The organism is Paracoccus hibiscisoli (assembly GCF_005048265.1).
Classification (GTDB): Bacteria; Pseudomonadota; Alphaproteobacteria; order Rhodobacterales; family Rhodobacteraceae; genus Paracoccus; species Paracoccus hibiscisoli.
Map to the genome: position 1 here is coordinate 91,246 of NZ_SUNH01000013.1, position 21,538 is coordinate 112,783.

25 protein-coding genes are annotated in these 21,538 nt (G+C 67.5%); 13 read left to right on the forward strand and 12 right to left on the reverse strand.

From position 1 onward, the window contains the following. The first annotated feature begins 33 nt into the window (after positions 1 to 33). The gene (locus tag FA740_RS10410; protein ID WP_136856706.1) at positions 34 to 606 is read left to right on the forward strand and encodes a nitroreductase family protein; all 573 of its coding nucleotides are present in this window, start codon (positions 34 to 36) and stop codon (positions 604 to 606) included. Beyond that, positions 603 to 1,319, forward strand: coding sequence for an EI24 domain-containing protein (locus tag FA740_RS10415; RefSeq protein ID WP_246053579.1), 717 nt, complete (start codon positions 603 to 605; stop codon positions 1,317 to 1,319). The genes FA740_RS10410 and FA740_RS10415 overlap by 4 nt, the downstream gene beginning before the upstream one ends. On the opposite strand, the gene FA740_RS10420 is transcribed toward FA740_RS10415, so the two are convergent. Both FA740_RS10420 and mce read right to left on the reverse strand, forming a co-directional pair. Beyond that, positions 1,276 to 1,545 carry a DUF1467 family protein gene (locus tag FA740_RS10420; RefSeq protein ID WP_136856707.1) on the reverse strand — a complete coding sequence of 90 codons (270 nt, stop codon included), beginning with the start codon at positions 1,543 to 1,545 and terminating at the stop codon, positions 1,276 to 1,278. The two genes, FA740_RS10415 and FA740_RS10420, sit on opposite strands and share 44 nt — an antisense overlap. Then, entirely contained in the window at positions 1,545 to 1,949 is a 405-nt protein-coding gene (gene mce, locus FA740_RS10425) for a methylmalonyl-CoA epimerase (RefSeq protein ID WP_136856708.1), read from the reverse strand. The genes FA740_RS10420 and mce overlap by 1 nt, the downstream gene beginning before the upstream one ends. A gap of 126 nt (positions 1,950 to 2,075) precedes the next feature. Here mce and FA740_RS10430 point away from each other — a divergent pair, with 126 nt between their 5' ends. Continuing rightward, positions 2,076 to 2,810, forward strand: coding sequence for a response regulator (locus tag FA740_RS10430; protein ID WP_136856709.1), 735 nt, complete (start codon positions 2,076 to 2,078; stop codon positions 2,808 to 2,810). A 1-nt stretch (position 2,811) separates the two neighbouring features. On the opposite strand, the gene FA740_RS20070 is transcribed toward FA740_RS10430, so the two are convergent. The 8 genes from FA740_RS20070 to cobS all read right to left on the reverse strand — a co-directional run bounded on the left by FA740_RS20070 (position 2,812) and on the right by cobS (position 11,280). Beyond that, positions 2,812 to 4,143: a DUF1800 family protein gene (locus tag FA740_RS20070; RefSeq protein WP_136856710.1), complete on the reverse strand. Its 1,332-nt coding sequence runs from the start codon at positions 4,141 to 4,143 to the stop codon at positions 2,812 to 2,814. A gap of 143 nt (positions 4,144 to 4,286) precedes the next feature. Continuing rightward, positions 4,287 to 4,496 (reverse strand): hypothetical protein, encoded by a 210-nt coding sequence (locus FA740_RS10445; RefSeq protein ID WP_136856712.1) that lies wholly within the window; start codon positions 4,494 to 4,496, stop codon positions 4,287 to 4,289. A gap of 66 nt (positions 4,497 to 4,562) precedes the next feature. Continuing rightward, on the reverse strand, positions 4,563 to 6,338 hold the full coding sequence (gene aspS / locus FA740_RS10450) for an aspartate--tRNA ligase (protein ID WP_136856713.1): 1,776 nt from the start codon (positions 6,336 to 6,338) through the stop codon (positions 4,563 to 4,565). Positions 6,339 to 6,399: 61 nt separating this feature from the next. Beyond that, positions 6,400 to 7,062 (reverse strand): CPBP family glutamic-type intramembrane protease, encoded by a 663-nt coding sequence (locus FA740_RS10455; protein ID WP_136856714.1) that lies wholly within the window; start codon positions 7,060 to 7,062, stop codon positions 6,400 to 6,402. Beyond that, positions 7,035 to 7,838 (reverse strand): glycoside hydrolase family 25 protein, encoded by an 804-nt coding sequence (locus tag FA740_RS10460; protein WP_246053582.1) that lies wholly within the window; start codon positions 7,836 to 7,838, stop codon positions 7,035 to 7,037. The genes FA740_RS10455 and FA740_RS10460 overlap by 28 nt, the downstream gene beginning before the upstream one ends. 175 nt (positions 7,839 to 8,013) lie before the next feature. Then, positions 8,014 to 8,319: a hypothetical protein gene (locus FA740_RS10465; RefSeq protein ID WP_136856716.1), complete on the reverse strand. Its 306-nt coding sequence runs from the start codon at positions 8,317 to 8,319 to the stop codon at positions 8,014 to 8,016. A gap of 68 nt (positions 8,320 to 8,387) precedes the next feature. Then, positions 8,388 to 10,256 carry a cobaltochelatase subunit CobT gene (gene cobT / locus FA740_RS10470; RefSeq protein WP_136856717.1) on the reverse strand — a complete coding sequence of 623 codons (1,869 nt, stop codon included), beginning with the start codon at positions 10,254 to 10,256 and terminating at the stop codon, positions 8,388 to 8,390. A 52-nt stretch (positions 10,257 to 10,308) separates the two neighbouring features. Next, positions 10,309 to 11,280 carry a cobaltochelatase subunit CobS gene (gene cobS / locus FA740_RS10475; RefSeq protein WP_136856718.1) on the reverse strand — a complete coding sequence of 324 codons (972 nt, stop codon included), beginning with the start codon at positions 11,278 to 11,280 and terminating at the stop codon, positions 10,309 to 10,311. Positions 11,281 to 11,444: 164 nt separating this feature from the next. Between cobS and FA740_RS10480 the strand changes: the two genes are divergently transcribed. The 10 genes from FA740_RS10480 (at position 11,445) to FA740_RS10525 (ending at position 20,240) form a co-directional block, all read left to right on the forward strand. Next, the gene (locus tag FA740_RS10480) at positions 11,445 to 11,999 is read left to right on the forward strand and encodes a sigma-70 family RNA polymerase sigma factor (RefSeq protein ID WP_246053580.1); all 555 of its coding nucleotides are present in this window, start codon (positions 11,445 to 11,447) and stop codon (positions 11,997 to 11,999) included. Beyond that, a complete protein-coding gene (locus tag FA740_RS10485; RefSeq protein WP_136856719.1) occupies positions 11,996 to 12,703 on the forward strand; it encodes an anti-sigma factor in 708 nt (235 codons plus the stop codon). The genes FA740_RS10480 and FA740_RS10485 overlap by 4 nt, the downstream gene beginning before the upstream one ends. A gap of 102 nt (positions 12,704 to 12,805) precedes the next feature. Beyond that, entirely contained in the window at positions 12,806 to 13,372 is a 567-nt protein-coding gene (locus FA740_RS10490) for a fasciclin domain-containing protein (RefSeq protein ID WP_136856720.1), read from the forward strand. Positions 13,373 to 13,552: 180 nt separating this feature from the next. Continuing rightward, positions 13,553 to 14,554, forward strand: coding sequence for a DUF808 domain-containing protein (locus FA740_RS10495; RefSeq protein WP_136856721.1), 1,002 nt, complete (start codon positions 13,553 to 13,555; stop codon positions 14,552 to 14,554). Between the two features lie 107 nt (positions 14,555 to 14,661). After that, complete coding sequence (gene ugpB, locus FA740_RS10500) at positions 14,662 to 15,975, forward strand: sn-glycerol-3-phosphate ABC transporter substrate-binding protein UgpB (protein ID WP_136856722.1); 1,314 nt, start codon at positions 14,662 to 14,664, stop codon at positions 15,973 to 15,975. A 77-nt stretch (positions 15,976 to 16,052) separates the two neighbouring features. Next, a complete protein-coding gene (ugpA, locus tag FA740_RS10505; RefSeq protein ID WP_136856723.1) occupies positions 16,053 to 16,931 on the forward strand; it encodes a sn-glycerol-3-phosphate ABC transporter permease UgpA in 879 nt (292 codons plus the stop codon). After that, positions 16,931 to 17,779 (forward strand): sn-glycerol-3-phosphate ABC transporter permease UgpE, encoded by an 849-nt coding sequence (ugpE, locus tag FA740_RS10510; RefSeq protein ID WP_136856724.1) that lies wholly within the window; start codon positions 16,931 to 16,933, stop codon positions 17,777 to 17,779. Before ugpA ends, ugpE begins: the two co-directional genes overlap by 1 nt. Position 17,780: 1 nt before the next feature. After that, positions 17,781 to 18,788: a sn-glycerol-3-phosphate import ATP-binding protein UgpC gene (locus FA740_RS10515; RefSeq protein ID WP_136856725.1), complete on the forward strand. Its 1,008-nt coding sequence runs from the start codon at positions 17,781 to 17,783 to the stop codon at positions 18,786 to 18,788. Positions 18,789 to 18,875: 87 nt separating this feature from the next. Then, on the forward strand, positions 18,876 to 19,946 hold the full coding sequence (locus FA740_RS10520; RefSeq protein WP_136856726.1) for a M4 family metallopeptidase: 1,071 nt from the start codon (positions 18,876 to 18,878) through the stop codon (positions 19,944 to 19,946). 15 nt (positions 19,947 to 19,961) lie between these two features. Beyond that, on the forward strand, positions 19,962 to 20,240 hold the full coding sequence (locus tag FA740_RS10525) for a protealysin inhibitor emfourin (RefSeq protein WP_136856727.1): 279 nt from the start codon (positions 19,962 to 19,964) through the stop codon (positions 20,238 to 20,240). Here FA740_RS10525 and FA740_RS10530 read toward each other — a convergent pair. Together FA740_RS10530 and FA740_RS10535 are read right to left on the reverse strand one after the other, a co-directional pair. Next, positions 20,237 to 21,199, reverse strand: coding sequence for a magnesium transporter CorA family protein (locus FA740_RS10530; RefSeq protein WP_136856728.1), 963 nt, complete (start codon positions 21,197 to 21,199; stop codon positions 20,237 to 20,239). The two genes, FA740_RS10525 and FA740_RS10530, sit on opposite strands and share 4 nt — an antisense overlap. Before the next feature lie 123 nt (positions 21,200 to 21,322). Next, a complete protein-coding gene (locus tag FA740_RS10535; protein ID WP_136856729.1) occupies positions 21,323 to 21,520 on the reverse strand; it encodes a CsbD family protein in 198 nt (65 codons plus the stop codon). Between the last annotated feature and the right edge of the window lie 18 nt (positions 21,521 to 21,538).

The window sequence follows — 21,538 nt, forward strand, 5'->3', positions numbered from 1 at the left end:
AACACCGGACCCCGGACCGCAAAGGAGTGCCGCATGGACCACCGCAACGACGCCGCGCTGGAGTTTCTGGCCACGCGCCGCTCGCATCCGCCCAAGATGATGACCGGCCCCGGACCCGACCGCGATGAGCTGACGCGCCTGCTGACCCTGGCCGCCCGCGTCCCCGACCATGGCAAGCTGGAACCGTGGCGCTTTGTCGTGCTGGGCCGCCAGACGCTGGACGCGCTGGCGGTGCCGCTGCATGCGCTGGTGCTGGCATCGGGGCAGGACCAGGCGGCGGCGGACAAGGCCGCGCAGGCGATGGCCTCGCCGGTAATCGTGGCGGTGGTGTTCTCTCCGGTGAACAGCCCCAAAGTCCCGGAATGGGAACAGATGCTCTCGGCGGGCGCGCTGTGCCTGGGGCTGGTCAATGCGGCCCTGGCCTCGGGCTGGGGGGCGGCCTGGCTGACGGGCTTTGCCGCGCTGAACCAGGATTTCGCCGAAACCCATCTGGGCATCACGCCGCGTGAACGCATCGCGGGGCTGATCCATATCGGCACGCGCGGAGCGACGCCGCCCGAACGCCCCCGGCCCGATATCGGCGCCAAGACCACGTGGCGCCCGTGACGCCGCTGCGCGCGCTGGCGCGGGGCTGGGCGGACCTGATGCGGCCTTCGGTGCTGCGGCTGGCGGTGCTGGGCATCGCGCTGACCATCGGGCTGTTCGTGGCGCTGCAGGCTGCGATCTTCTGGGTGATCCGGCTGTGGCTGCCGGGGGGCGTCACCCTGCCCTGGCTGGGCACGGTCGAGTTCGGGCAGGTGCTGTCCTGGGGTTCGCTGGCGCTGTTTCCGGTGCTCAGCATCTTTCTGATGGCCCCGGTCGCGGCGGGTTTTGCGGGTCTTTTCGCCGAGACGGTCGCCGACAAGGTCGAGGCGATCCACTATCCCCACCGGCGCGGGGTGTCGGTCGATTTCCTGGACGGGCTGCTGGAATCAGCGGCGCTGGTTCTGGCGATGCTGGGCGTGGCGGTTGTCAGCCTGATCCTGACGCCCTTTCTGGGCCCGCTGGCGCCGCTGCTGTTTCTGGGTGCGAATGGCTGGCTGCTGGGGCGCGAGTTCTTTCAGATGGCCGCGCGCCGACACCTGTCGGCGGTCGCGGCCCATGATCTGCGCCGCGCCCATTCGGGCCGGGTGACCGCGACCGGCGTGCTGGTCGCGATCGGACTGGTCATTCCGGTGGTCAACATCACCGTGCCGCTGCTGGCGGCGGCGGCCTTCACCCACCTGTTCCAGATGCTCAGCGGACCAGCTGGTCCAGATTCGCGATATCGGCGCGGGTGATCACGCCGCCCAGGATCAGCCAAGCGATCACGGCCCACAGGGCCGCGGTGATCCCCGTGGTCCACAGCAGCTTGCGCCGCCAGTTCACGCCCGCGGGCGCCCCGGCATGGGTGCCGCGGATCACGTCGCCCGCGTCGGCCTGACTGCGCTGGCCGATCGGCATGACGCAGAACAGGGTCAGAAACCACAGGGACGCGAACAGAACGATGCCGCCGGTCAGGTTCATCAGACTTGCTCCAGTTCGATCAGGCAGCCGTTGAAATCCTTGGGGTGCAGGAACAGCACCGGCTTGCCATGGGCGCCGATCTTGGGTTCGCCCGTGCCCAGCACGCGCGCGCCTTCGGCCGTAAGGCGGTCGCGGGCGGCGAGGATGTCGTCGACCTCAAAGCACATGTGATGGATGCCGCCCGAGGGGTTCTTGTCCAGAAACGCCCGGATCGGACTGTCATCGCCCAGGGGGTGCAGCAGTTCGATCTTGGTGTTGGGCAGCTGGATGAAGATGACCGTGACGCCGTGATCCGGCTCATCCTGGGGCGGTCCGACCTCGGCGCCCAGGGTGGTGCGATACTGCGCGGCGGCGGCCCCAAGATCGGGGACGGCTATAGCGACATGGTTCAGGCGACCGATCATCTCATCCTCCGTTTTCCGGGGTTCTATGCCTTTCGGGCGGTGCGGGAAAGGAAAAGCATCTCCGTTAACGCCATGTTAGCGAATCGAGGCTTTACTGTCCGTGAAGACATGGATGGGGATCAAGACATGTTGACCGATTACGGGACTGACCAGTCCAAGCCCTTGCCACAATGGCGTTTGTCGTTGCCAAGGCGGCCCCTGACCGGGCTGACGGTGCTGGTGATCGAGGATTCGCGCTTTGCCAGCGAGGCCGTGCGCCTGTTGTGTCTCAAATCGGGTGCGCGGATTCGCCGCGCGGATTGCCTGCGCTCGGCGGCGCGTCATCTGCGCAGCTATCGCCCGGCGGTGGTGGTGATCGACCTGGGCCTGCCCGATGGCGACGGGGTGGCACTGATCGCCGAACTGAACGCGACCGAGCCGCGGGTGCCCGTGATCCTGGCGATGTCGGGCGACACCGACCGCGCGGGCCAGGCGCTGGCCGCAGGGGCCGACGGCTTTCTGCCCAAACCGGTCGAGAGCCTGGCGGTGTTCCAGCAGACCATCCTGCAGGCGATGCCCCCCGAGGCCGGAGGCATGACCCTGCGCGCCCTGCCGGACGAGGTGATCCAGCCCGACCCCTCGGGCCTGCGCGACGATCTGGCCCATGTGGCCGAGGTGCTGTCCAGCGCCCAGGACACGACCGAGATCGACTATATCGCCCGCTTTCTGGCCGGTGTCGCGCGCTCTGCCCATGATCCCGCGTTGGAGGCCGCAGCCACGGCGCTGGCGCGCGACCACACGGCCGGACACGCTTTGGCGACCGATCTGGCGCGCATCAGCGGCATGGTCCAGGACCGCCTGTCCCGCGTGGCCGAAATGTAGGTCAGGCCGTCATCCGCGGATCGGACCCCATGTCCAGCCCCGGAAAGACAGCCCCCTCCAGCGTGGCGCGGTCGATGCCGAACTTGGCATGCAGCGCCCAGGCCGCATAGGCGCGGATGTCGCGCAGCGGCATCAGATCGCGCCCGTCATACAGATCGCCCTCGGCCAGGCCCGGCCACTGGCCCAAGACGCGTCCACCCCGAACCGCGCCCCCGGTCACCAGCATCGCGCCCCCGGTGCCGTGATCGGTCCCGCCCGAGCCGTTCTCCTGCGCGGTGCGGCCGAATTCGGTCATGGCCATCACCGTTGTGCGGTCCCACAGATCGCCCAAGCCCGCCTGCAGGATCAGGATCGTGTCCGCCAGCCGCGACAGCGCGCGCGGCCTCCTCCAGGCCAGCGCCTCGGATGCGGTGTTGCCCAGGGTCGTACGCAGAAAGGCCCGCGCATCGGGCAGCGGCCGGGACAGCGTGAAGGGATGGGTCATCGCCCAGGTGATCCGCATCGCCAGCCCCTGCGGACTGGCCCAGGCGGCGGCGGGTTCGGGCCAGCCGTCGGGGCCGGGCGGGGCGGCCCAAGGCTGTCCCATCACCGCCAATGGTTGCATCAGGAGCGCCTGACGGTCACGCCCGGACAGGGCCCGCACGCCCGCGCCGTCCAGCCCCAGGGCGCGCAGGCTGGCCACCAGAAATTCGAAGGGCTGGCGCATCTTGGTGCGAAAGTTGTCGCGCAGATCGGGCGCCTCGGCCAAGGCCAGATTCATCGCACCCAGATCGCCGCCCGTGTCGCGGAACACGCCCTCCAGACGGGCCACCAGCGCGGCGGGCGGATCGTCGGCCACGAAATGCACGGCCAGCTTGCGCGCCAGATGGCGGGCAGTGTCGGGATGGGTCGCCAGCGCCTTGATCACCGCGCGGATGTCGTCGATGCTGGCCTTGCCGCCGCCATAGCTGTCACCCAGAACGGTCTCGGCCCCCGGTTCGGCGCGGGCAGGGCGAAAGACGCCGGGCTGGCGCGGGTTGTAGGTCAGGCCGGTCAGCAGCAGGGGCAGCTGCTCGACATCGCCCTGTTCATAGGCGCCGCCGACGCCCAGGCTGTGCAGCTCGATCATCTCGCGCGCCATGTTCTCGTTGGCGCCCGCGGGCTTGTCGGGGTTCTTGCGGGCCTCAATGGAATTGGGGCCCAGCGACCGGGCCTGATCCAGATAGCGCAGAATGGCGGGATGGGTCTCGGCGGCGACCATCATGTCGGCAAAGCGCCCGGCCAGATGCGGGCGGATCGCCTCCTGCACCAGCGAGGCGGCCAGCAGGTCCAGATAGATCGTCCCGCCCGTCACCGTGAAATGGTCTCGGCCCAGAACCAGGTCAGACGCTCTCCGAAGCCGGACGGGTCATCCACGGCGCGGGCAAAGCGCGTCACCACGGCCTCGGCATAGACGGCGCGCAGGGTCTGGCGGTGATCGCGCAGCGCCTGACGGGCCTAATCGCCGCCGCCGCGCTTTTCCTCGGCGCCCAGCATCTGGCCCTGCTGCTGCCCGTCGCGCACCTGGTCCAAGGTCACGGGCTGCGGATCGGGCTGGGTGGCAGGGATCACGGAGACCGCAACGCCGGACGGATCGGCGGGCGGCGTCAGGCCCGGCGACAGGACATAGCCCAGGCGGATCGCGGCAAGCTGGTCATAGGGGATCATGAGGCGGCGGGCCTTGGCGGTTGCTGCTGTGCAGCATCATGCCACGCCCCCCGCCCCGATGTCAGATCACTCTTTCGGCAACGTCCGCAGGCGCAGGTCGCGCATCTGTTCGTTGGTGGGCTCGGAGGGCGCGCCCATCATCAGATCCTCGGCGCGCTGGTTCATCGGGAACATGATGACCTCGCGGATGTTCTGCTCATCCGCCAGCAGCATGACGATGCGGTCGATGCCCGCGGCGCAGCCCCCGTGCGGCGGCGCGCCATAGCGGAACGCCTTGACCATGCCACCAAAGCGCTTCTCGACCTCGGAGGCGGGATAGCCGGCCAGCTCGAAGGCCTTGAACATGATCTCGGGCTTGTGGTTGCGGATCGCGCCGCTGATCAGCTCATAGCCGTTGCAGGCCAGGTCGTACTGATAGCCCAGCACGTCCAGCGGATCGCCATTCAGCGCCTCCATCCCGCCCTGCGGCATGGAGAAGGGGTTGTGGCTGAAGTCGATCTTGCCGTCGTCGGTCTTCTCGTACATCGGGAAATCAACGATCCAGGCAAACTTGAACTGGTTCTCCTGGGTCAGGCCCAGCTCCCGTCCGATCTCGGTGCGGGCGCGGCCCGCGACGGCCTCGAACTGGTCGGGACGCCCGCCCAGGAAGAAGGCCGCATCACCCTCGGCCAGGTTCAGCTGCTGCCGGATGGCTTCGGTCTTCTCGACGCCCAGCGCCTTGGCGATCGGGCCCGCGGCCTCGGTCGTGCCATCCTCGGCCTTGCGCCAGATGATATAGCCCATGCCCGGCAGGCCCTGCGCTTGGGCAAAGGCGTTCATGCGGTCGGCAAACTTGCGGCTGCCGCCGGTGGGCGCGGGAATGGCGCGGACCTGCGTCCCTTCCTGCTCCAGCAGCTTGGCAAAGATGCCAAAGCCCGATCCGCGGAAATGCTCGCTGACGACCTGCATCTCGATGGGGTTGCGCAGGTCGGGCTTGTCGGTGCCGTATTTCAGCAGGCTGTCGGCATAGGGGATGCGCGGCCAGTCGGTATCGACCGGGCGACCGCCGCCGAACTCCTCGAACAGGCCCTGGATGACGGGCTGGATCGTGGCGAACACGTCCTCCTGCTCGACGAACGACATCTCCAGGTCCAGCTGGTAGAAATCGGTGGGCGAGCGGTCGGCGCGCGGGTCCTCGTCGCGGAAGCAGGGCGCGATCTGGAAATACTTGTCGAAGCCCGCGACCATGATCAGCTGCTTGAACTGCTGGGGCGCCTGCGGCAGGGCATAGAACTTGCCCGGATGCAGGCGCGAGGGCACCAGAAAGTCGCGCGCGCCCTCGGGGGACGACGCCGTGATGATCGGGGTCTGGAATTCGGTGAAGTTCTGGTCCCACATGCGGTTGCGGATTGACCGCACGACCTTGGAGCGCAGCATGATGTTGTTGTGCAGGCTGTCGCGGCGCAGGTCCAGGAAGCGATAGGCCAGGCGCGTTTCCTCGGGGTAGTCCTGATCGCCGAAGACCGGCAGGGGCAGCTCGTCCGCGGGGCCCAGCACCTCGACCTCGGTCGCATAGACCTCGATCTCGCCGGTGGGCAGCTTGGGGTTGACCAGCGACGCGTCGCGCAGCTTGACGCGGCCGTCGATGCGGATGACCGTCTCGGCGCGCAGGCGCTCCATCGCGGCAAAGGCCGGGCTGTCGCTGTCGGCCAGCACCTGCGTCATGCCGTAATGGTCGCGCAGGTCGACGAACAGCACGCCCCCATGGTCGCGGACGCGGTGGACCCAGCCCGACAGGCGGACGGTGGTCCCGGCATCGGCGGCCTTCAGGTCGCCGCAGGTATGGCTGCGATAGGCGTGCATGTGCGTTTTCCCCAAGTTTTCAGCCCCCGCACAAAGCGCGGGACGGCGGGGAAGTCAACCGCTAGAACGGCCGGACCACGTTGCCGGTATAGAAGTAGAGGCCCATCCCCATCGCGAACAGGATGTTGCCCGCCACCGCATGCAGCACGAAGGCCGCCGGAAAGCCGTGGCGCAGATAGGCGCGGGCAAAGATCCAGCCGCCGATGAAGGTCATGATCGCCACGATCCAGGACCAGAACATCAGATGCGCAAAGGAAAAGATCGCCGCGTTCAGTGCGATGGCCGCGCGCCCCTGTGGCAGGATCGCGCCATAGCGGTGAAAGAACAGCGGTCGAAAGATCAGCTCCTGCGGCAGGGCGGACAGGATCGGATAGAAGGTCCAGATGACCAGCAGGAATTCCGGGCGGTTGCGGATGATCCCGAACAGCGCCTCGGGACGGGTCAGGGTCAGGATGACCCAGCTGGCCAGCGCGGTGGCCAGCGCGATGCCCGCCACCTCGCGCCAGGGCATGCGCCGCCAGCCGCGCACCAGCACGCGCCAGCGGAACCCGCCGGTCAGCCACAGCAGTGCCATGCCCGCCAGGCTGAACACCGCCAGCGCCGTGAACAGCGCGTCCCCCGGCAGGAACAGCGCAATGGCCAGCGGCGCCCCGATATAGAGCGCCGCGAATTCGACCTTGAGCCAGCGATGCGGGGCTACCGCACCAGTCGTCGTTGCAACCATCGTCCCCAATCCGCCGCAGAGCCTGCAAAGGCGTTGATGTCGGTATCCCCCTGGATGCCCGGAACGATGCCCGTGCCGGTATATTGCCAGAAGGTCCAGCGCTGCCCCGGATAGGTCACACTGGGATGATCCGCGACCGAACGCAGCCAGAATTCGGCATTCATGCGGCCCATCTGGTTCTCACGGTAGAAATCGACCGTGGTATAGATGATCGGGCGCTGGCCGTAATGGCGACCGACGATCTGCATGAAGACCTCGGCCTCGCGCAGGACCTCGGCGGCCGGGGGGCGGCGGGGGCAGTTGCGCGAATTGGTCCATTCCATGTCCAGAACCGGCGGCAGAGACCCCGCCTCGCGCGGGACGTTCTGGATGAACCAATAGGCCTGCTCGGCGCCGGTGCGGCAGAAGTAATAGAAATGATAGGCTCCGCGCGGAATGCGCGCCTGCGCGGCCTGCGCCCAATAGCGGCGGAAGTTGGGGTCGGAATGGTCGCCCCCCTCGGTCGCCTTGATGAAGGCAAAGCTGATGCCCGCCCCCCGGACGCGGTTCCAGTCGATATCCCCCTGCCAGCGCGAAATGTCGATGCCGTGCACCGCATGCCCATAGGGCGCGCCGTTGCGCCACGCATGCGGGGCCCGATCACCCAGCTGCGGATTGGCCCCCGGCCCCGGTGCCACCTGATAACCGTAACCAGAAGGCCCCTGGCCGCGCGGCGGGGTCCGCCCGCAGGAGACCGCGATGGTCACCACCGCCAGCCCCAAGACCAGCTTTGTCAGAAATCCCATACCTGCCCCGTCCTTCTGTCAGAAGATACCGCCCGCGACGCTTGGTGCGCCATTCTGGGGCGGTTATCTCAAAACCGTGAGGCAATGTCATGAGGTCAGGGCGGTCACGGTTGCGTCAGATGGACGATGCCGGCCCCGATGGTGTCGGGACCGGCGGGGGTCAGCATCAGTTCGCGGGTGCGGTCTCTGCGCCGGCGGGCTGATCGGCGGTGCCGACCGGGCCGGTCGCGGCATCGGCGGGCGTGTCGGCGCCGGGTGCCACAGGATCGGCCGCGCCGCCCAGGCCTTCGGCATCCGACATCGGCGTGCCTGCGGGCGGGGGCGTGGTGGCGATGCCGTCATTCTGCTCATCCGCGCCGGGGGCAAAGACCAGGAAGGCCAGAACCGCCACGGCCAGCGCCACGACGATCGCGATGATGGCCGGTTTATGCTTTCTGGCAGCTTTTTCCGGGTCGTTGTGGTTGTAGGACATGGGATCACCTTGCTGTTGGATTCCCATGCCAACGTCAGTGGCGCGCGGCAGTTCCCCGCAGGCGGGGCTCAGCCGCGACGGATCGCGGCCATACCCAGCACGCGCGCCCGCTTGCGCGGATCGCTGTCGAACAGCGCCGCCAGCTGTTCGGTGATCGCGCCTGCCAGCTGTTCGGCGTCCGTGATCGTGACGGCCCGCTGATAATAGCGGGTCACGTCATGGCCGATGCCGATGGCCAGCAGCTCCACCGCGCGGCGGCGCTCAACCATGGCAATCACGTCGCGCAGATGGCGTTCCAGGAAATTCGCGGGATTCACCGACAGCGTGCTGTCATCAACCGGGGCGCCGTCCGAGATCACCATCAGGATCTTGCGCGCCTCTGCGCGGCGGACAAGGCGCCGGTGCGCCCATTCCAGCGCCTCACCGTCGATGTTCTCCTTCAGCAGGCCTTCCTTCATCATCAGACCCAGATTGGGGCGCACGCGACGCCAGGGCGCATCGGCGGATTTGTAGACGATGTGGCGCAGATCGTTCAGGCGGCCGGGCTGGGCGGGACGACCCGCGGCCAGCCAGGCCTCGCGCGCCTGCCCGCCCTTCCAGGCGCGGGTGGTAAAGCCGAGGATCTCGACCTTGACGTTGCACCGCTCCAGCGTGCGCGCCAGCACGTCGGCGCAGATCGCCGCGATGCTGATCGGGCGGCCCCGCATGGAGCCGGAATTGTCGATCAGCAGCGTGACGACCGTGTCGCGGAACTCGGTGTCCTTCTCGATCTTGAAGGACAGCGGCATGGTCGGGTTCGCCACCACGCGCGCCAGGCGTCCCGCGTCCAGCACGCCCTCCTCCTTGTCGAACTCCCAGCTGCGGTTCTGCTGGGCCTGCAGGCGGCGCTGCAGCTTGTTGGCCAGACGGCTGACGGCGCCGCGCAGGGGGTCCAGCTGCTTGTCCAGATAGGCGCGCAGACGCTCCAGCTCGGCGGGGTCGGCCAGATCCTCGGCACGGATCTCCTCGTCCCAGGTCTGGGCAAAGACGCGGTAGTCGGGGCTGGCATCGCTGACCGGGGGCGGCAGGTCGGGCGGGCTGTCCTGATCGGGCATGTCCGCTTCGTCCGCCATCTCCTCGTCCGAGCTGTCGTCCATGCTGACCTGGGCCTGACGCTCGTCCTGGGTCTGCTCCTGGCTGCGTTCGGCGCTGGCGTCGCTGTCCTCGCTGTCATCCTCGTCCTGGGACTGGCTGTCGCCCGATTCCTCGTCCTGCTCGGCATTGTCCTCGGCGTCGTCATCCTCGGGCTGGTCGGGGTCCTCGCCCAACTGGTCGCCATAGCCCAGATCGGTGATGATCCGCCGCGACAGCCGCGAGAACGCCGCCTGATCGGCCAGCGCCTCATTCACATCGGCCAGCGAACCCGCCGCCTGGCTTTCGACGAAGGGCCGCCACAGATCGGCCACGTGCTGCGCCCCGGCGGGCAGCGCGCGCCCGGTGGCGGCCTGACGCAGGATGTACCCGGCCGCCACCGACAGGGGCGCATCCGCGGGTGCCTTGATCTGGGCATAGCCCTTTTTCTCGGCCTCGGCGCCGATGCGGGCGTCGATGTTGGACAGCGCGCCCGGCATGTCGCGCGCGCCCAACGCCTCGCAGCGGGCGGTCTCCATCGCCTCGTACAGCTCGCGGGCCATCGGGCCTGCGGGGGCGTATTTCGCATGCAGGCCCGCATCGTGGTGACGCAGGCGCATCGCCAGCGCATCCGCCGTGCCGCGCGCCAACAGAACCTCGTCGCGGCCCATGCGGCGGCTGACCTGCGGCAGGCGCATCGTGTCGCCCGCCACACCGGCCGGGTCGGCGCTGTAGGTCACGTTCAGCTCGCGGTCGCCCGCCAGGGCCCGCGTCGCCTCGGACAGGGCCTTCTTGAACGGATCGGCGGGGTTGTCGGTCTTTTTCATCGGCGGATGGTCCCCATGGGCAGGATGCGGCGGCGCGCGGGCCGCCGCGCGCTCAGCCCGCCTTGGCGGCTGCGCTTTCGGGCAGTTCCTCGTCGAACAGACGCTGATAGAACTCGGCCACGGTCTGGCGCTCCAGCTCGTCGCACTTGTTCAGGAAGGTCAGGCGGAACGCATAGCCCACATTGTCAAAGATGCGCGCGTTCTGCGCCCAGGAAATGACCGTGCGCGGCGACATGACCGTGGACAGGTCGCCCTGCATGAAGGCGGTGCGCGTCAGATCGGCCAGCGTCACCATCTGGCCGATGGTCTTGCGGCCCTTCTCGGTGTTGAACTGCGGCACCTTGGCCAGCACGATCGCGGCCTCGGCATCGTGGCGCAGATAGTTCAGCGTGGCGACCAGCGACCAGCGGTCCATCTGGCCCTGGTTGATCTGCTGGGTGCCGTGATAAAGCCCCGTCGTGTCTCCCAGACCCACCGTGTTGGCGGTCGCAAACAGGCGGAAATAGGGATTCGGCGTGATGACCTCGTTCTGGTCCAGCAGGGTCAGCTTGCCATCGGCCTCCAGCACGCGCTGGATGACGAACATCACATCCGCGCGGCCCGCGTCATATTCGTCGAACACGATCGCGGTCGGGTTGCGCAACGCCCAGGGCAGGATGCCCTCGTGGAACACGGTGACCTGCTTGCCGTCGACCAGCTTGATCGCGTCCTTGCCGATCAGGTCGATCCGGCTGACATGGCTGTCCAGGTTCACCCGCACGCAGGGCCAGTTCAGGCGCGCCGCGATCTGTTCGATATGCGTCGATTTCCCCGTGCCGTGATAACCCTGGACCATCACGCGGCGATTATAGGCAAAGCCTGCCAGGATCGCCATCGTGGTGTCGGGGTCGAACTTGTAGGTGCTGTCGATCTCGGGGACGCGCTCGGTCCGCTCGGCGAACCCCTTGACCTTCATGTCGCTGTCCAGACCGAACACCTCGCGCAGGTCGATCTCTTCGGTGGGTTTCGCGTTCATGTCCAGCATCGGCCCTAGCCCTTTCCATCACATCGGCGCATTGATCGCGCATTCGCGCCACGGGTGCAAGGCGCGCCGCGTGGCGGGTCCTTGCCTGCCGCACCGGGGGGGCGCGTTGACGCGCCGGGGTGCGCTTCATAAGGTGGCGCGACCCTTGGAAGGATATCCCGGTTTTGTCAGACGCACGCCGATCCGAACTGGAAACGCTGATCTCGCGCACGGCCCTGGGCGACCGGGACGCGTTCGAGGCCCTTTATGACGCCACCTCGGCAAAGCTGCACGCGGTCTGCCTGTCCGTCCTGCGCGACCGCCCCGAGGCCGAGGAGACCCTGCAGGAGGTCTATATCCGCGTGTGGCAAAGCGCCGCGCGCTATGCCTCGAACGGGCTGTCGCCGATGACCTGGCTGATCACCATCGCGCGCAACCGCTCCATCGACAAGCTGCGCGCCCGCGGGTCGCGCCCCGTCACCGCCCCCGAGGATGCCGCCGCCATGGTCGCCTGCAGCGCGCCCAGCCCGGAATCGGCCACCATCATGGCCCAGGAACGCCGGATGCTGGACGAATGCCTGTCCCGCCTGGCCGAGGCCCAGGCCGGGGCCGTGCGCGCCGTCTATCTGGAGGGCGTGACCTATGCCGACCTGGCCGCCCGCGAGGGGCTGCCCATCAACACGGTGCGCAGCTGGCTGCGCCGCAGCCTGCTGCGCCTGAAGGATTGCGTGAGCCAATGACCGACGACGCCCCGCTGACCCCGCCGCAGGAAGATCAGGCGCTGGCGGCCGAAATGGCGCTTGGCCTGCTGGAGGGTGCCGAATTGCAGGCGGCCCAGACCCGCATGGCCTCCGATGACGCCTTCGCCTGCACCGTGCGCGACTGGCAGGAGCGCCTGGCCGGCATGGCCGAGGGACTGACCCCGGTCATGGCCCCGGCCCGCGCCCGCAACGCCATCCGCGAAAGGCTGGGCCATGCCAGCGCGCCCCTGGCCAACGACCCCAATGCCCGCAGGCCCTGGTGGCGCGGCCCGATAGGGGCGCTGGCCGGCCTGATCGCGGTGGGGGCGATGGTCGCCGTCCTGTGGCTGCCCGGACAGCAGACCGCCCCCGCACAGCCCGGTTTCCAAGCCCAGCTGACCGCGCAGGACCAGGCCCTGCGCGTGGCCGCCCGCGTCGATGGCCGCCAGATGATCTTTGCCATGGAAAGCGGCCCCGCCCCCGAAGGCCGCGACTGGGAGATCTGGTGGGTCGAGCCCGACGGGTCGGCGCCGGTGTCCTTGGGCGTGCTGCCGCGGTCGGGCGACATGCGCATGACCCTGCCCGAGGGGATGGAACCCTCGCCCCAGATCCAGATCGCGCTGTCGGATGAACCTTCGGGCGGATCGCCCACGGGCCAGGCGACCGGGCCGGTGGTGGCCATCGCGCCCCTCACGTCGTTGTGATCCCGGATTGACCGGGCCGGGGCGCAACTAACCCGGCCCCCTTTCGTGTTTGGAACTGTCGGGCGCAGAAATGCCGCCCAGAACCAAAACCGGAGGAAGTCCATGACCACCCGCTTTACCAAAGTCGGCGCTTCGATCATCGCTGCCACCATCGCGCTTGGCGCACCCGCATTCGCCCAGAACACCATGGTCGGCGGCGCCGAGATGCTGCCCACCCGCAACATCGTCGAGAATGCCGTGAACTCGGCCGACCACACCACGCTGGTCGCCGCCGTTCAGGCCGCGGGCTTGGCCGAGACGCTGTCGGGCCCCGGTCCCTTCACCGTCTTCGCACCCACCAACGCGGCCTTTGACGCACTGCCCGACGGCACCGTCGAGGGCCTGCTGGAGCCGGGCAGCCTGGAGACGCTGCAGACCGTGCTGACCTGCCACGTCGTTCCGACCGAGGCGTTCTCGACCGCCGTCGGCAACATGGTGATGCAGGGCGGCGGTTCGGCCGCGCTGGAGACCGTGGGCGGCTGCACGCTGACCGCCTCGATCCGCGACACCGACAACGCGCTGCAGATCACCGATGAGAACGGCAACGTCGCCACCGTGCTGATCCCCGACGTTGACCAGTCGAACGGCGTGATCCACGTGATCGACACCGTGCTGCTGCCGGCCGCGTAAGCCCGCCCATCCCATCCCGCGCGTCCCCCGACGCGCCGGGTGCCGCCCGCGCAGTCCCCGCTGCGCGGGCTTTTTGCGGTCCGCCGCCGCGCTCGCGTGAACCCCCTTGCGTCGGGCGCGTTGCGCGGTGCTGATGACTGCGACATGCCGTCGCATCACGGCACCTCGAAGGGACATCACATGAGCGGGCTGATCGCGCTGCTGGACGATATCGCGGCCATTTCCAAGGTGGCCGCCGCCTCGATCGACGACGTCGCGGGGCAGGCCGCCAAGGCCGGGGCCAAGGCCGCGGGCGCGGTCATCGACGATGCGGCGGTGACGCCGAAATACGTCCAGGGCTTTGACGCCAGTCGCGAATTGCCCATCGTCTGGAAGATCGCGCGCGGGTCGCTGTTCAACAAGCTGGTGATCCTGCTGCCCGTGGCCCTGGCGCTGTCGGCGCTGGCACCCTGGGCGATCCCGCCGCTGCTGATGCTGGGCGGCGCCTATCTGTGCTATGAGGGCGCGCACAAGGTGGCGCATCTGTTCCACCGCACCGACACCCATGACAGCGCCCAGCACATCCACCCCACCGGCGACGGCCCCGCCCTGGAGGAGGCGCGCGTCGCGGGCGCGATCAAGACCGACTTCATCCTGTCGGCCGAGATCATGACCATCGCCCTGTCCACCATCCCGACCCAGGACAGCCTGCTGATGAAGGGCGTCATCCTGGCGCTGGTGGCGGTGGCGATCACGGTCGCCGTCTATGGATTTGTGGCGCTGGTGGTCAAGGCGGATGACGCGGGCCTGCACCTGGCGCAGCGGCGGGCCGGGCCGGTCGCGGCCCTGGGGCGCGGCATCGTGCGGGTCATGCCGGGGCTGATGACAACGCTGACGGTGGTGGGCACCGCGGCGATGATCTGGGTCGGCGGCCAGATCATCGTGCACGGCCTGCACGAGCTGGGCTGGCACGCGCCCTATGACATGATCCACCACTGGGCGCAGGGCGCCGCGGCCGCCGTGCCCGCCGCGCCGGGCGTCGCTGCATGGGTCGTCACCGCCTTTTGCGACGGGGTGATCGGGCTTGTTCTGGGGCTGATGCTGATCCCCGTGGCCAGCTTTGTTGGCACCCCCCTGATCGAGGCCGCCAAGGGCGCATTCGCGCAACTGCGGAAAAAACCGAACCCGAACGAAAATCGTTGACCGGTCGTTCAAGACGTCACAAGACTGTCACATGAGCGTTGCGAGCCTGTCGTGAAGCGCCGTTAGGCGGGGACATCTTCGCAACTCCATAAGGGAGGGACTACAGCATGATCCGATACAGCACCGCATCCGTGGTGGCACTGGTGGCGTCGCTTGGCGCAGCCCAGGCCGAAACGAACATCGACTGGTGGCACGCCATGGGCGGAGAGCTTGGCGCCAAACTGGAAGAAATCGCCCAGGGCTTTAACGACAGCCAGGACGAATACCGCGTCACCCCGTCCTACAAGGGCACCTATCCCGAGACGATGACCGCCGCGATCGCCGCTTTTCGCGCGAATCAGCAGCCCGCCATCGTCCAGGTCTTCGAGGTCGGCACCGGCACGATGATGGCCGCCGACGGCGCGATCGTGCCCGTCCACCAGCTGATGGCCGATCACGGCCAGGATTTCGACGCCGCCGCCTTCCTGCCGTCGGTCGTGGGCTATTACACCGATGGCGACGGCAATATGCTGTCCATGCCCTTCAACAGCTCGACCCCGATCCTGTATTACAACAAGACCGTGTTCGAAGCCGCAGGCCTGGACCCGGAAACGCCCCCCACCACCTGGGCCGAGCTGGAGCAGTTCAGCAACCAGATCAAGGAATCGGGCGCGGCCTCCTGCGGGTTCACCACCCAGTGGATCAGCTGGATCCAGACCGAGAACCTGTCGGCCTGGCACAACCAGCCCATCGGCACGCTCGAGAACGGCTTTGGCGGTCTGGACGCGCGCCTGTCCATGAACGGCCCCGTCCAGGTCAAGCATTGGGAGAACCTCAAGCGCTGGTCCGACGAGGGCATCTTCAAGTATGGCGGCCCGGTCGGCGCCGACAACGCGGCGCCCATGTTCTATTCGCAGGAATGCGCGATGATGATGGGCAGCTCGGCCAGCCGCGCGGGTGTCATCGCCAACTCCAGCGCCTATGAGCTGGGTTACGGCATGCTGCCCTATTACGACGATGTCGAGGGCGCGCCGCAGAACTCGATCATTGGCGGCGCCTCGCTGTGGGTGCTGTCGGGCAAGTCGGATGAGGAATACGCGGCCGCCGCCGCCTTCTTCGACTATCTGACCCAACCCGAGGTTCAGGCCGATTGGGCGTCCTTCACCGGCTATCTGCCGATCACCCAGGCCGCCTATGACGCGATGGAGTCGTTCCACGCCGAGAACCCCGGCGCCGATACCGGCATCCGCCAGATCACCCTGAACGAGCCGACCGAGAACTCCAAGGGTCTGCGCTTCGGCAGCTATGTCCAGATCCGCGGCGTCATCGACGAAGAGTTCGAGCAGCTGCTGTCCGGTTCCAAGGACGCCCAGGGCGCGCTGGATGCGGTCGTGGCCCGCGGCGACGATCTGCTGGAACAGTTCCAGGCGCAGAACCAGTAAGGTCGCGCCCGAACCGAAAGGGGGCCGCGACCGTCGCGGCCCCCTGATCCATTCCTGCCCCAAGCATCCGGTATCCGATGAAGCGCACCATCTTCAGCAACCAGCTTTTGCCCTGGCTGCTTCTGGCCCCCCAGCTGATCATCACCTTCGTGTTCTTCCTGTGGCCCGCGGCCCAGGCCATCCGGCAGAGTTTCCTGCGCGAGGATGCGTTCGGCACCCGCACGACCTTTGTCGGCCTCGAGAACTTCGTGCGCCTGTGGAACAGCCCGGAGTATCTGAACAGCCTGCAGGTGACGGCGGTCTTCGCCATCTCGGTCACGGTGCTGTCGATGGGGCTGTCGCTGCTGCTGGCGATCGCGGTGGACCGGATGATCCGATCGACCCGCGTCTATACCACGCTGCTGGTCTGGCCCTATGCGGTGGCGCCTGCGGTGGCGGGCATCCTGTGGTGGTTCATCTTCAACCCGACCATCGGGATCATGCCCTATCTGCTGGGGCAGATCGGCTATGACTGGAACCACATCCAGAGCAAGAGCGACGCCATGACCCTGGTCGTCATCGCCAGCGCCTGGAAACAGATCAGCTATAACTTCCTGTTCTTCCTGGCGGGCCTGCAGGCCATCCCTGCGTCCCTGCGCGAGGCTGCGGCCATCGACGGGGCTGGCCCGGTGCGGCGCTTCTTCGACATCACCTTCCCGCTTTTGTCGCCGACCACGTTCTTCCTGCTGGTCGTCAATATCGTCTATGCCATGTTCGACACCTTCGGCGTCATCGACGCCACGACCGAGGGCGGCCCCGCGCAGGCCACCAACATCATGGTCTACAAGGTCTATTTCGACGGCTTCGTGGGCCAGAACCTGGGCAGCTCTGCCGCGCAATCCGTGGTGCTAATGGCGCTGGTGCTGGTGCTGACGGTGATCCAGTTCCGCTATGTGGAAAAGAAGGTGGCCTACTGATGATCGAGAACCGTCCCTTTCTGAACATGGCCGCCCATCTGGTGCTGATCCTGGGGGTCTGCATCGTGGCGCTGCCGGTCTGGGTGGCCTTCGTGGCCTCGACCCACGGGCCGACGGCCTTCATGTCGGGCACCATCCCGATGTGGCCCGGCCCCGATCTGGTCAAGAACTACAGCCAGATGCTGGGCGCGGGCGTCTCCACCAGCGGCACCCCCCCGGTGGGCGTGATGATGTTCAACAGCCTGATCATGGCGCTGTCGATCGCCATCGGGAAAATCGTGATCTCAGTCCTGTCGGCCTTTGCGGTGGTCTATTTCCGCTTTCCGTTCCGGGGGCTGGCCTTCTGGTGCATCTTCATCACGCTGATGCTGCCGGTCGAGGTGCGCATCGTGCCGACCTTTCAGGTGGTGGCCGATCTGGGCATGCTGAACAGCTATGCCGGCCTGTCCATTCCGCTGATCGCGTCGGCCACGGCCACCTTCCTGTTCCGCCAGGTCTTCCTGACCATCCCGGACGAGCTGACCGAGGCCGCCCGCATCGACGGCGCCGGACCGATGAAGTTCTTTCGCGACATCCTGCTGCCCCTGTCGCGCACCAATATCGCCGCGCTGTTCGTGATCCTGTTCATCTATGGCTGGAACCAATACCTTTGGCCGCTGCTGATCACGACCAGTTCGGACTATTATACCATCGTTGCGGGGATCAAGCGCATGGCGGATGCCGTGGACGGTCTGCCGCAATGGCATCTGGTCATGGCGACCGCGATGCTGGCGATGATCCCCCCCGTGATCGTGGTGGTCGCCATGCAGCGCCTGTTCGTCAAGGGCCTTGTCGAGACGGAGAAATAAGATGGCTTCCATCACCCTGAACAATGTCGGCAAGATCTATGCCGGTGGAGCCCGCGCCGTGGGCGGCGTCAATATCGACATCGCGGATGGCGAATTCCTGGTCCTGGTCGGGCCGTCGGGCTGCGGCAAGTCCACCCTGCTGCGCATGGTCGCGGGCCTGGAAAGCATCAGCGAGGGCGAGGTCCGCATCGGCGACCGCGTCGTTAACGAGGTGGAGCCCGCCGACCGTGACATCGCGATGGTGTTCCAGAACTATGCCCTGTACCCGCATATGTCGGTGCGCCAGAACTTGGCCTATGGCCTCAAGAACCGCGGCACCCCCAAGGCCGAGATCGAGCGTCGCGTGGGCATCGCATCCGACATCCTGCAGATCGGCCCGTTCCTGGACCGCAAGCCCCGTGCCCTGTCGGGCGGCCAGCGTCAGCGCGTCGCGATGGGCCGCGCCATCGTGCGCGAACCGGCCGCGTTCCTGTTCGACGAGCCACTGTCGAACCTGGATGCGAAACTGCGCGTCGCCATGCGCCTGGAGATCAAGGAGCTGCAAAAGCGCCTGCGCACGACCTCGATCTATGTCACCCACGACCAGCTGGAGGCGATGACCCTGGCGGACCGGCTGGTGGTGCTGAACGGCGGGCAGATCGAACAGATCGGCACGCCGCTGGAGGTGTACCGCCGCCCGGCATCGGCCTTTGTCGCCAGCTTCATCGGCAGCCCTGCCATGAACCTGATCGAGGCCAGCGCCGTCCCGCATCTGCCGGGCACCGCCCATGCAGGCCATGTGGGCATCCGCCCCGAGGATCTGACCGTCACCGCCGACGGCCCGATCCAGATGACCGTCATGGCAGTCGAGGAGCTGGGCGCGCAGCGTCTGGTCCATGGCCGCACGGGCGATGCGCGCATCACCATCACGCTGCCCTCGGATGCGCCTCTGTCGGACGATCTGCGCCTGTCCTATCGGCCGAACGCGCTGCACCTGTTCCACAAGGATACCGGCAAGCGGGTGGACTGACGTGAATGAAACGTGAACGTCTGCCCCTTGCCGGGCGGGCGTTCCGTGCTACCCTGAGGCGATCCCAATGCGGAAAGGTCGCCTGCCATGTGCCTGTCCTTCGGCTGCACCCATCACAACCCCATCGCCTGCATCGTGCCGCCCTACATGCTGCGGGTGCTGGCGCTGCGCGGCGATCCGGCGACGGCGCGCATGGCGCGGACCCTGCTGGCCCATGACGAACAGCTGCGCCTTGAGCGTGCCGCCCATGCCAGCCCCGCCGCTGAGATGCAGGCAATCGCCCCCGACCCCGACCTGTGCTGTCCCGACCGCCGCATCCATGACGGCGAATTCCGCGCCGCCCTGCCCGGCCGCCTGGTCCGGTCCGAGGGCGACCCGCCGTCAGGCATCCGCGATGCCGACATGGCCTATGACAGCGCGGGCCAGGTCTTTGCGATGTTCGCCGAGGAATATGGCCGCAACTCGCTGGACGGGCGCGGCATGCCGCTGGTGGCGACCGTCCAGCACCGCCGCAACTATAACAACGCCTTCTGGGACGGGCAGCAGATGGCCTATGGAACGGGCGACGGAAAGATTTTCCAGACCTTCCTGCAACTGTCCGTCATCGCGCATGAGATGGCCCATGGCGTCATCCAGCATTCCGGCGGGCTGATCTACGAGAACCAGTCGGGCGCGTTGAACGAGCATGTGGCCGACGTGTTCGGCGCGCTGGCCGAACAGCGGGTGCTGGGCCAGGACGCGCATCAGGCCGACTGGCTGATCGGGCGCGGCATCCTGGGGCCGGGCATCAACGGGCGCGCGCTGCGCAGCATGAAGGCGCCGGGCACCGCCTATGCCGACGACCTGCTGGGCACCGATCCCCAGCCCTGGCACATGGACCAGTTCAACACCACGACCGACGACAATGGCGGCGTGCACATCAATTCGGGCATCCCGAACCACGCCTTCTACCTGTTCTGCAGCTATCTGGGCGGCAGGGCGTGGGAGGTTCCGGGCCGCATCTGGTATCGGACCCTGCAGGACATCAACAACCCGATGGCCAGCTTTGCCGATTGGGCCGATCAGACGCTGCGCAGCGCCGTGGCGCTGACCGGGGCGGGCAGCATGCCGGTGGTGATGCTGCGCCGGGCCTGGAAACTTGTGGGAATCGCGGTCTAGGCCTATCCTGCCGCCATGATCATCGAGATCCGCAGCCATGGCGGCTTTGGGGGCATCATCGCCGCCCCCCCGCGCCGCATCGACACCGAGGCCCAGCCCGCGGCCCTGGCCCGCGACCTCTGTGCGGCCTTCGGACCGGATGCGCTGGCGCGGATGGCGGCGACCCCCTGCCCCGACTGCGCGGACCGCATGCGCTATGCGATCACCGTGACCGATCAGGCGGGCCAGCACAGCGTCACCCTGTCCGAAGGACAGATGCCCCCCGCGATGCTGGACCTGATCGACAGCCTTTAAAGCCAGCGTTTCCAGCGCAGGAACAGCCAGGTCCCCATCGTCGTGGCCCCCATCAGCACCAGCGCAAAGGCATAGCCCCATGGCTCGTCCAGCTCTGGCATGTTGGTGAAGTTCATCCCGTAGACGCTGGCGATCAGCGTGGGTGGCAGGAACAGCGCGGCGATGACCGAAAGGATGCGGACGGTGTTGTTCTGCTGCAGGTTGATCATGCCCAGGGTCGTGTCCACCGCCAGGCTGACGCGGCTGCCCAGAAAAGCGCCATGCTCCTCCAGCGCCTGGACGTCGCGCATCTGGGCGCGGATCACCGGGCGCAGGCGGTCGGCTTCGGGGCGGTCGTCCAGGATGGCGGTGTGAAAAGCCAGGATCCGCTCGACCGTCAGCAGGGCCAGGCGGACGCGGGCCATCGTCTCGGCCTCGCGGCCCACCGATTGCAGCGCGGCCTGCAGGCGGTCGGACGCCGCCCCCACGGCCCTGCGCTGAAAGATGTCGGCGGTGGTCTGGTCCAGCGTGCGGCCCACCCCCTCCAGGATGTCGGCCAGCCGGGCGATGATCTCCTCGATCAGCCCCGAGAACAGGCGGTCGGGGCTGGTGCAGCCCAGGGTCGACCGCTCGGCTCGCGCCGGAAAGGTCAGGAAGGGGCGCGGCGAATGGTGCCGGACCGTGACCAGCCGCGCCCCCGACAGGATAAAGGTCACCGGCATCGACACCCGATCACCCGCGGCATTCTCTCCGGGCAGGACGGCGGTCATATAATCCAGCCCATCCTCGCGATAGAGGCGGTTGGACAGCTCGATCTCCTCCATCTCGGCCAGGGTCGGCAGGGGCACGCCCAGATCGCGCAGGCGCGCCATCTCGGCGTCGCCCGGCTGGATCAGGTCGATCCACAGCGCCTGCGACAGGTCGTGATCGGCCTCTTGCAGGGCCAGACGGCCATCGCGAAGGGCATAGGCATAGAACATGGCACGGGCTCCGGCACGGGGTGCGCCCCCGTGGTGCCCCGCCCGGCGGCGGCGTTCAAGCGCCCGCGCAGCAAAAAGGGCGCCCGCATGGGGCGCCCTATCCAAAGGCCGAGAAAACGGGCCTTACTTGTCGCGATAATATTCGTCGATCTGCTTGTCCGCCTCGTCCTTGGTCCAGCCGTATTTTTCCTGCAGCTTGCCGGCCAGCTTGTCCTTGTTGCCGTCGATCTGATCCAGCTCGTCGTCGGTCAGCTCGCCCCATTTGACCTTGGTCGCGCCCTTGAGCTGCTTCCACTTGCCTTGGATGATATCCCAGTTCATGTCCGTCTCCTTTGCAGA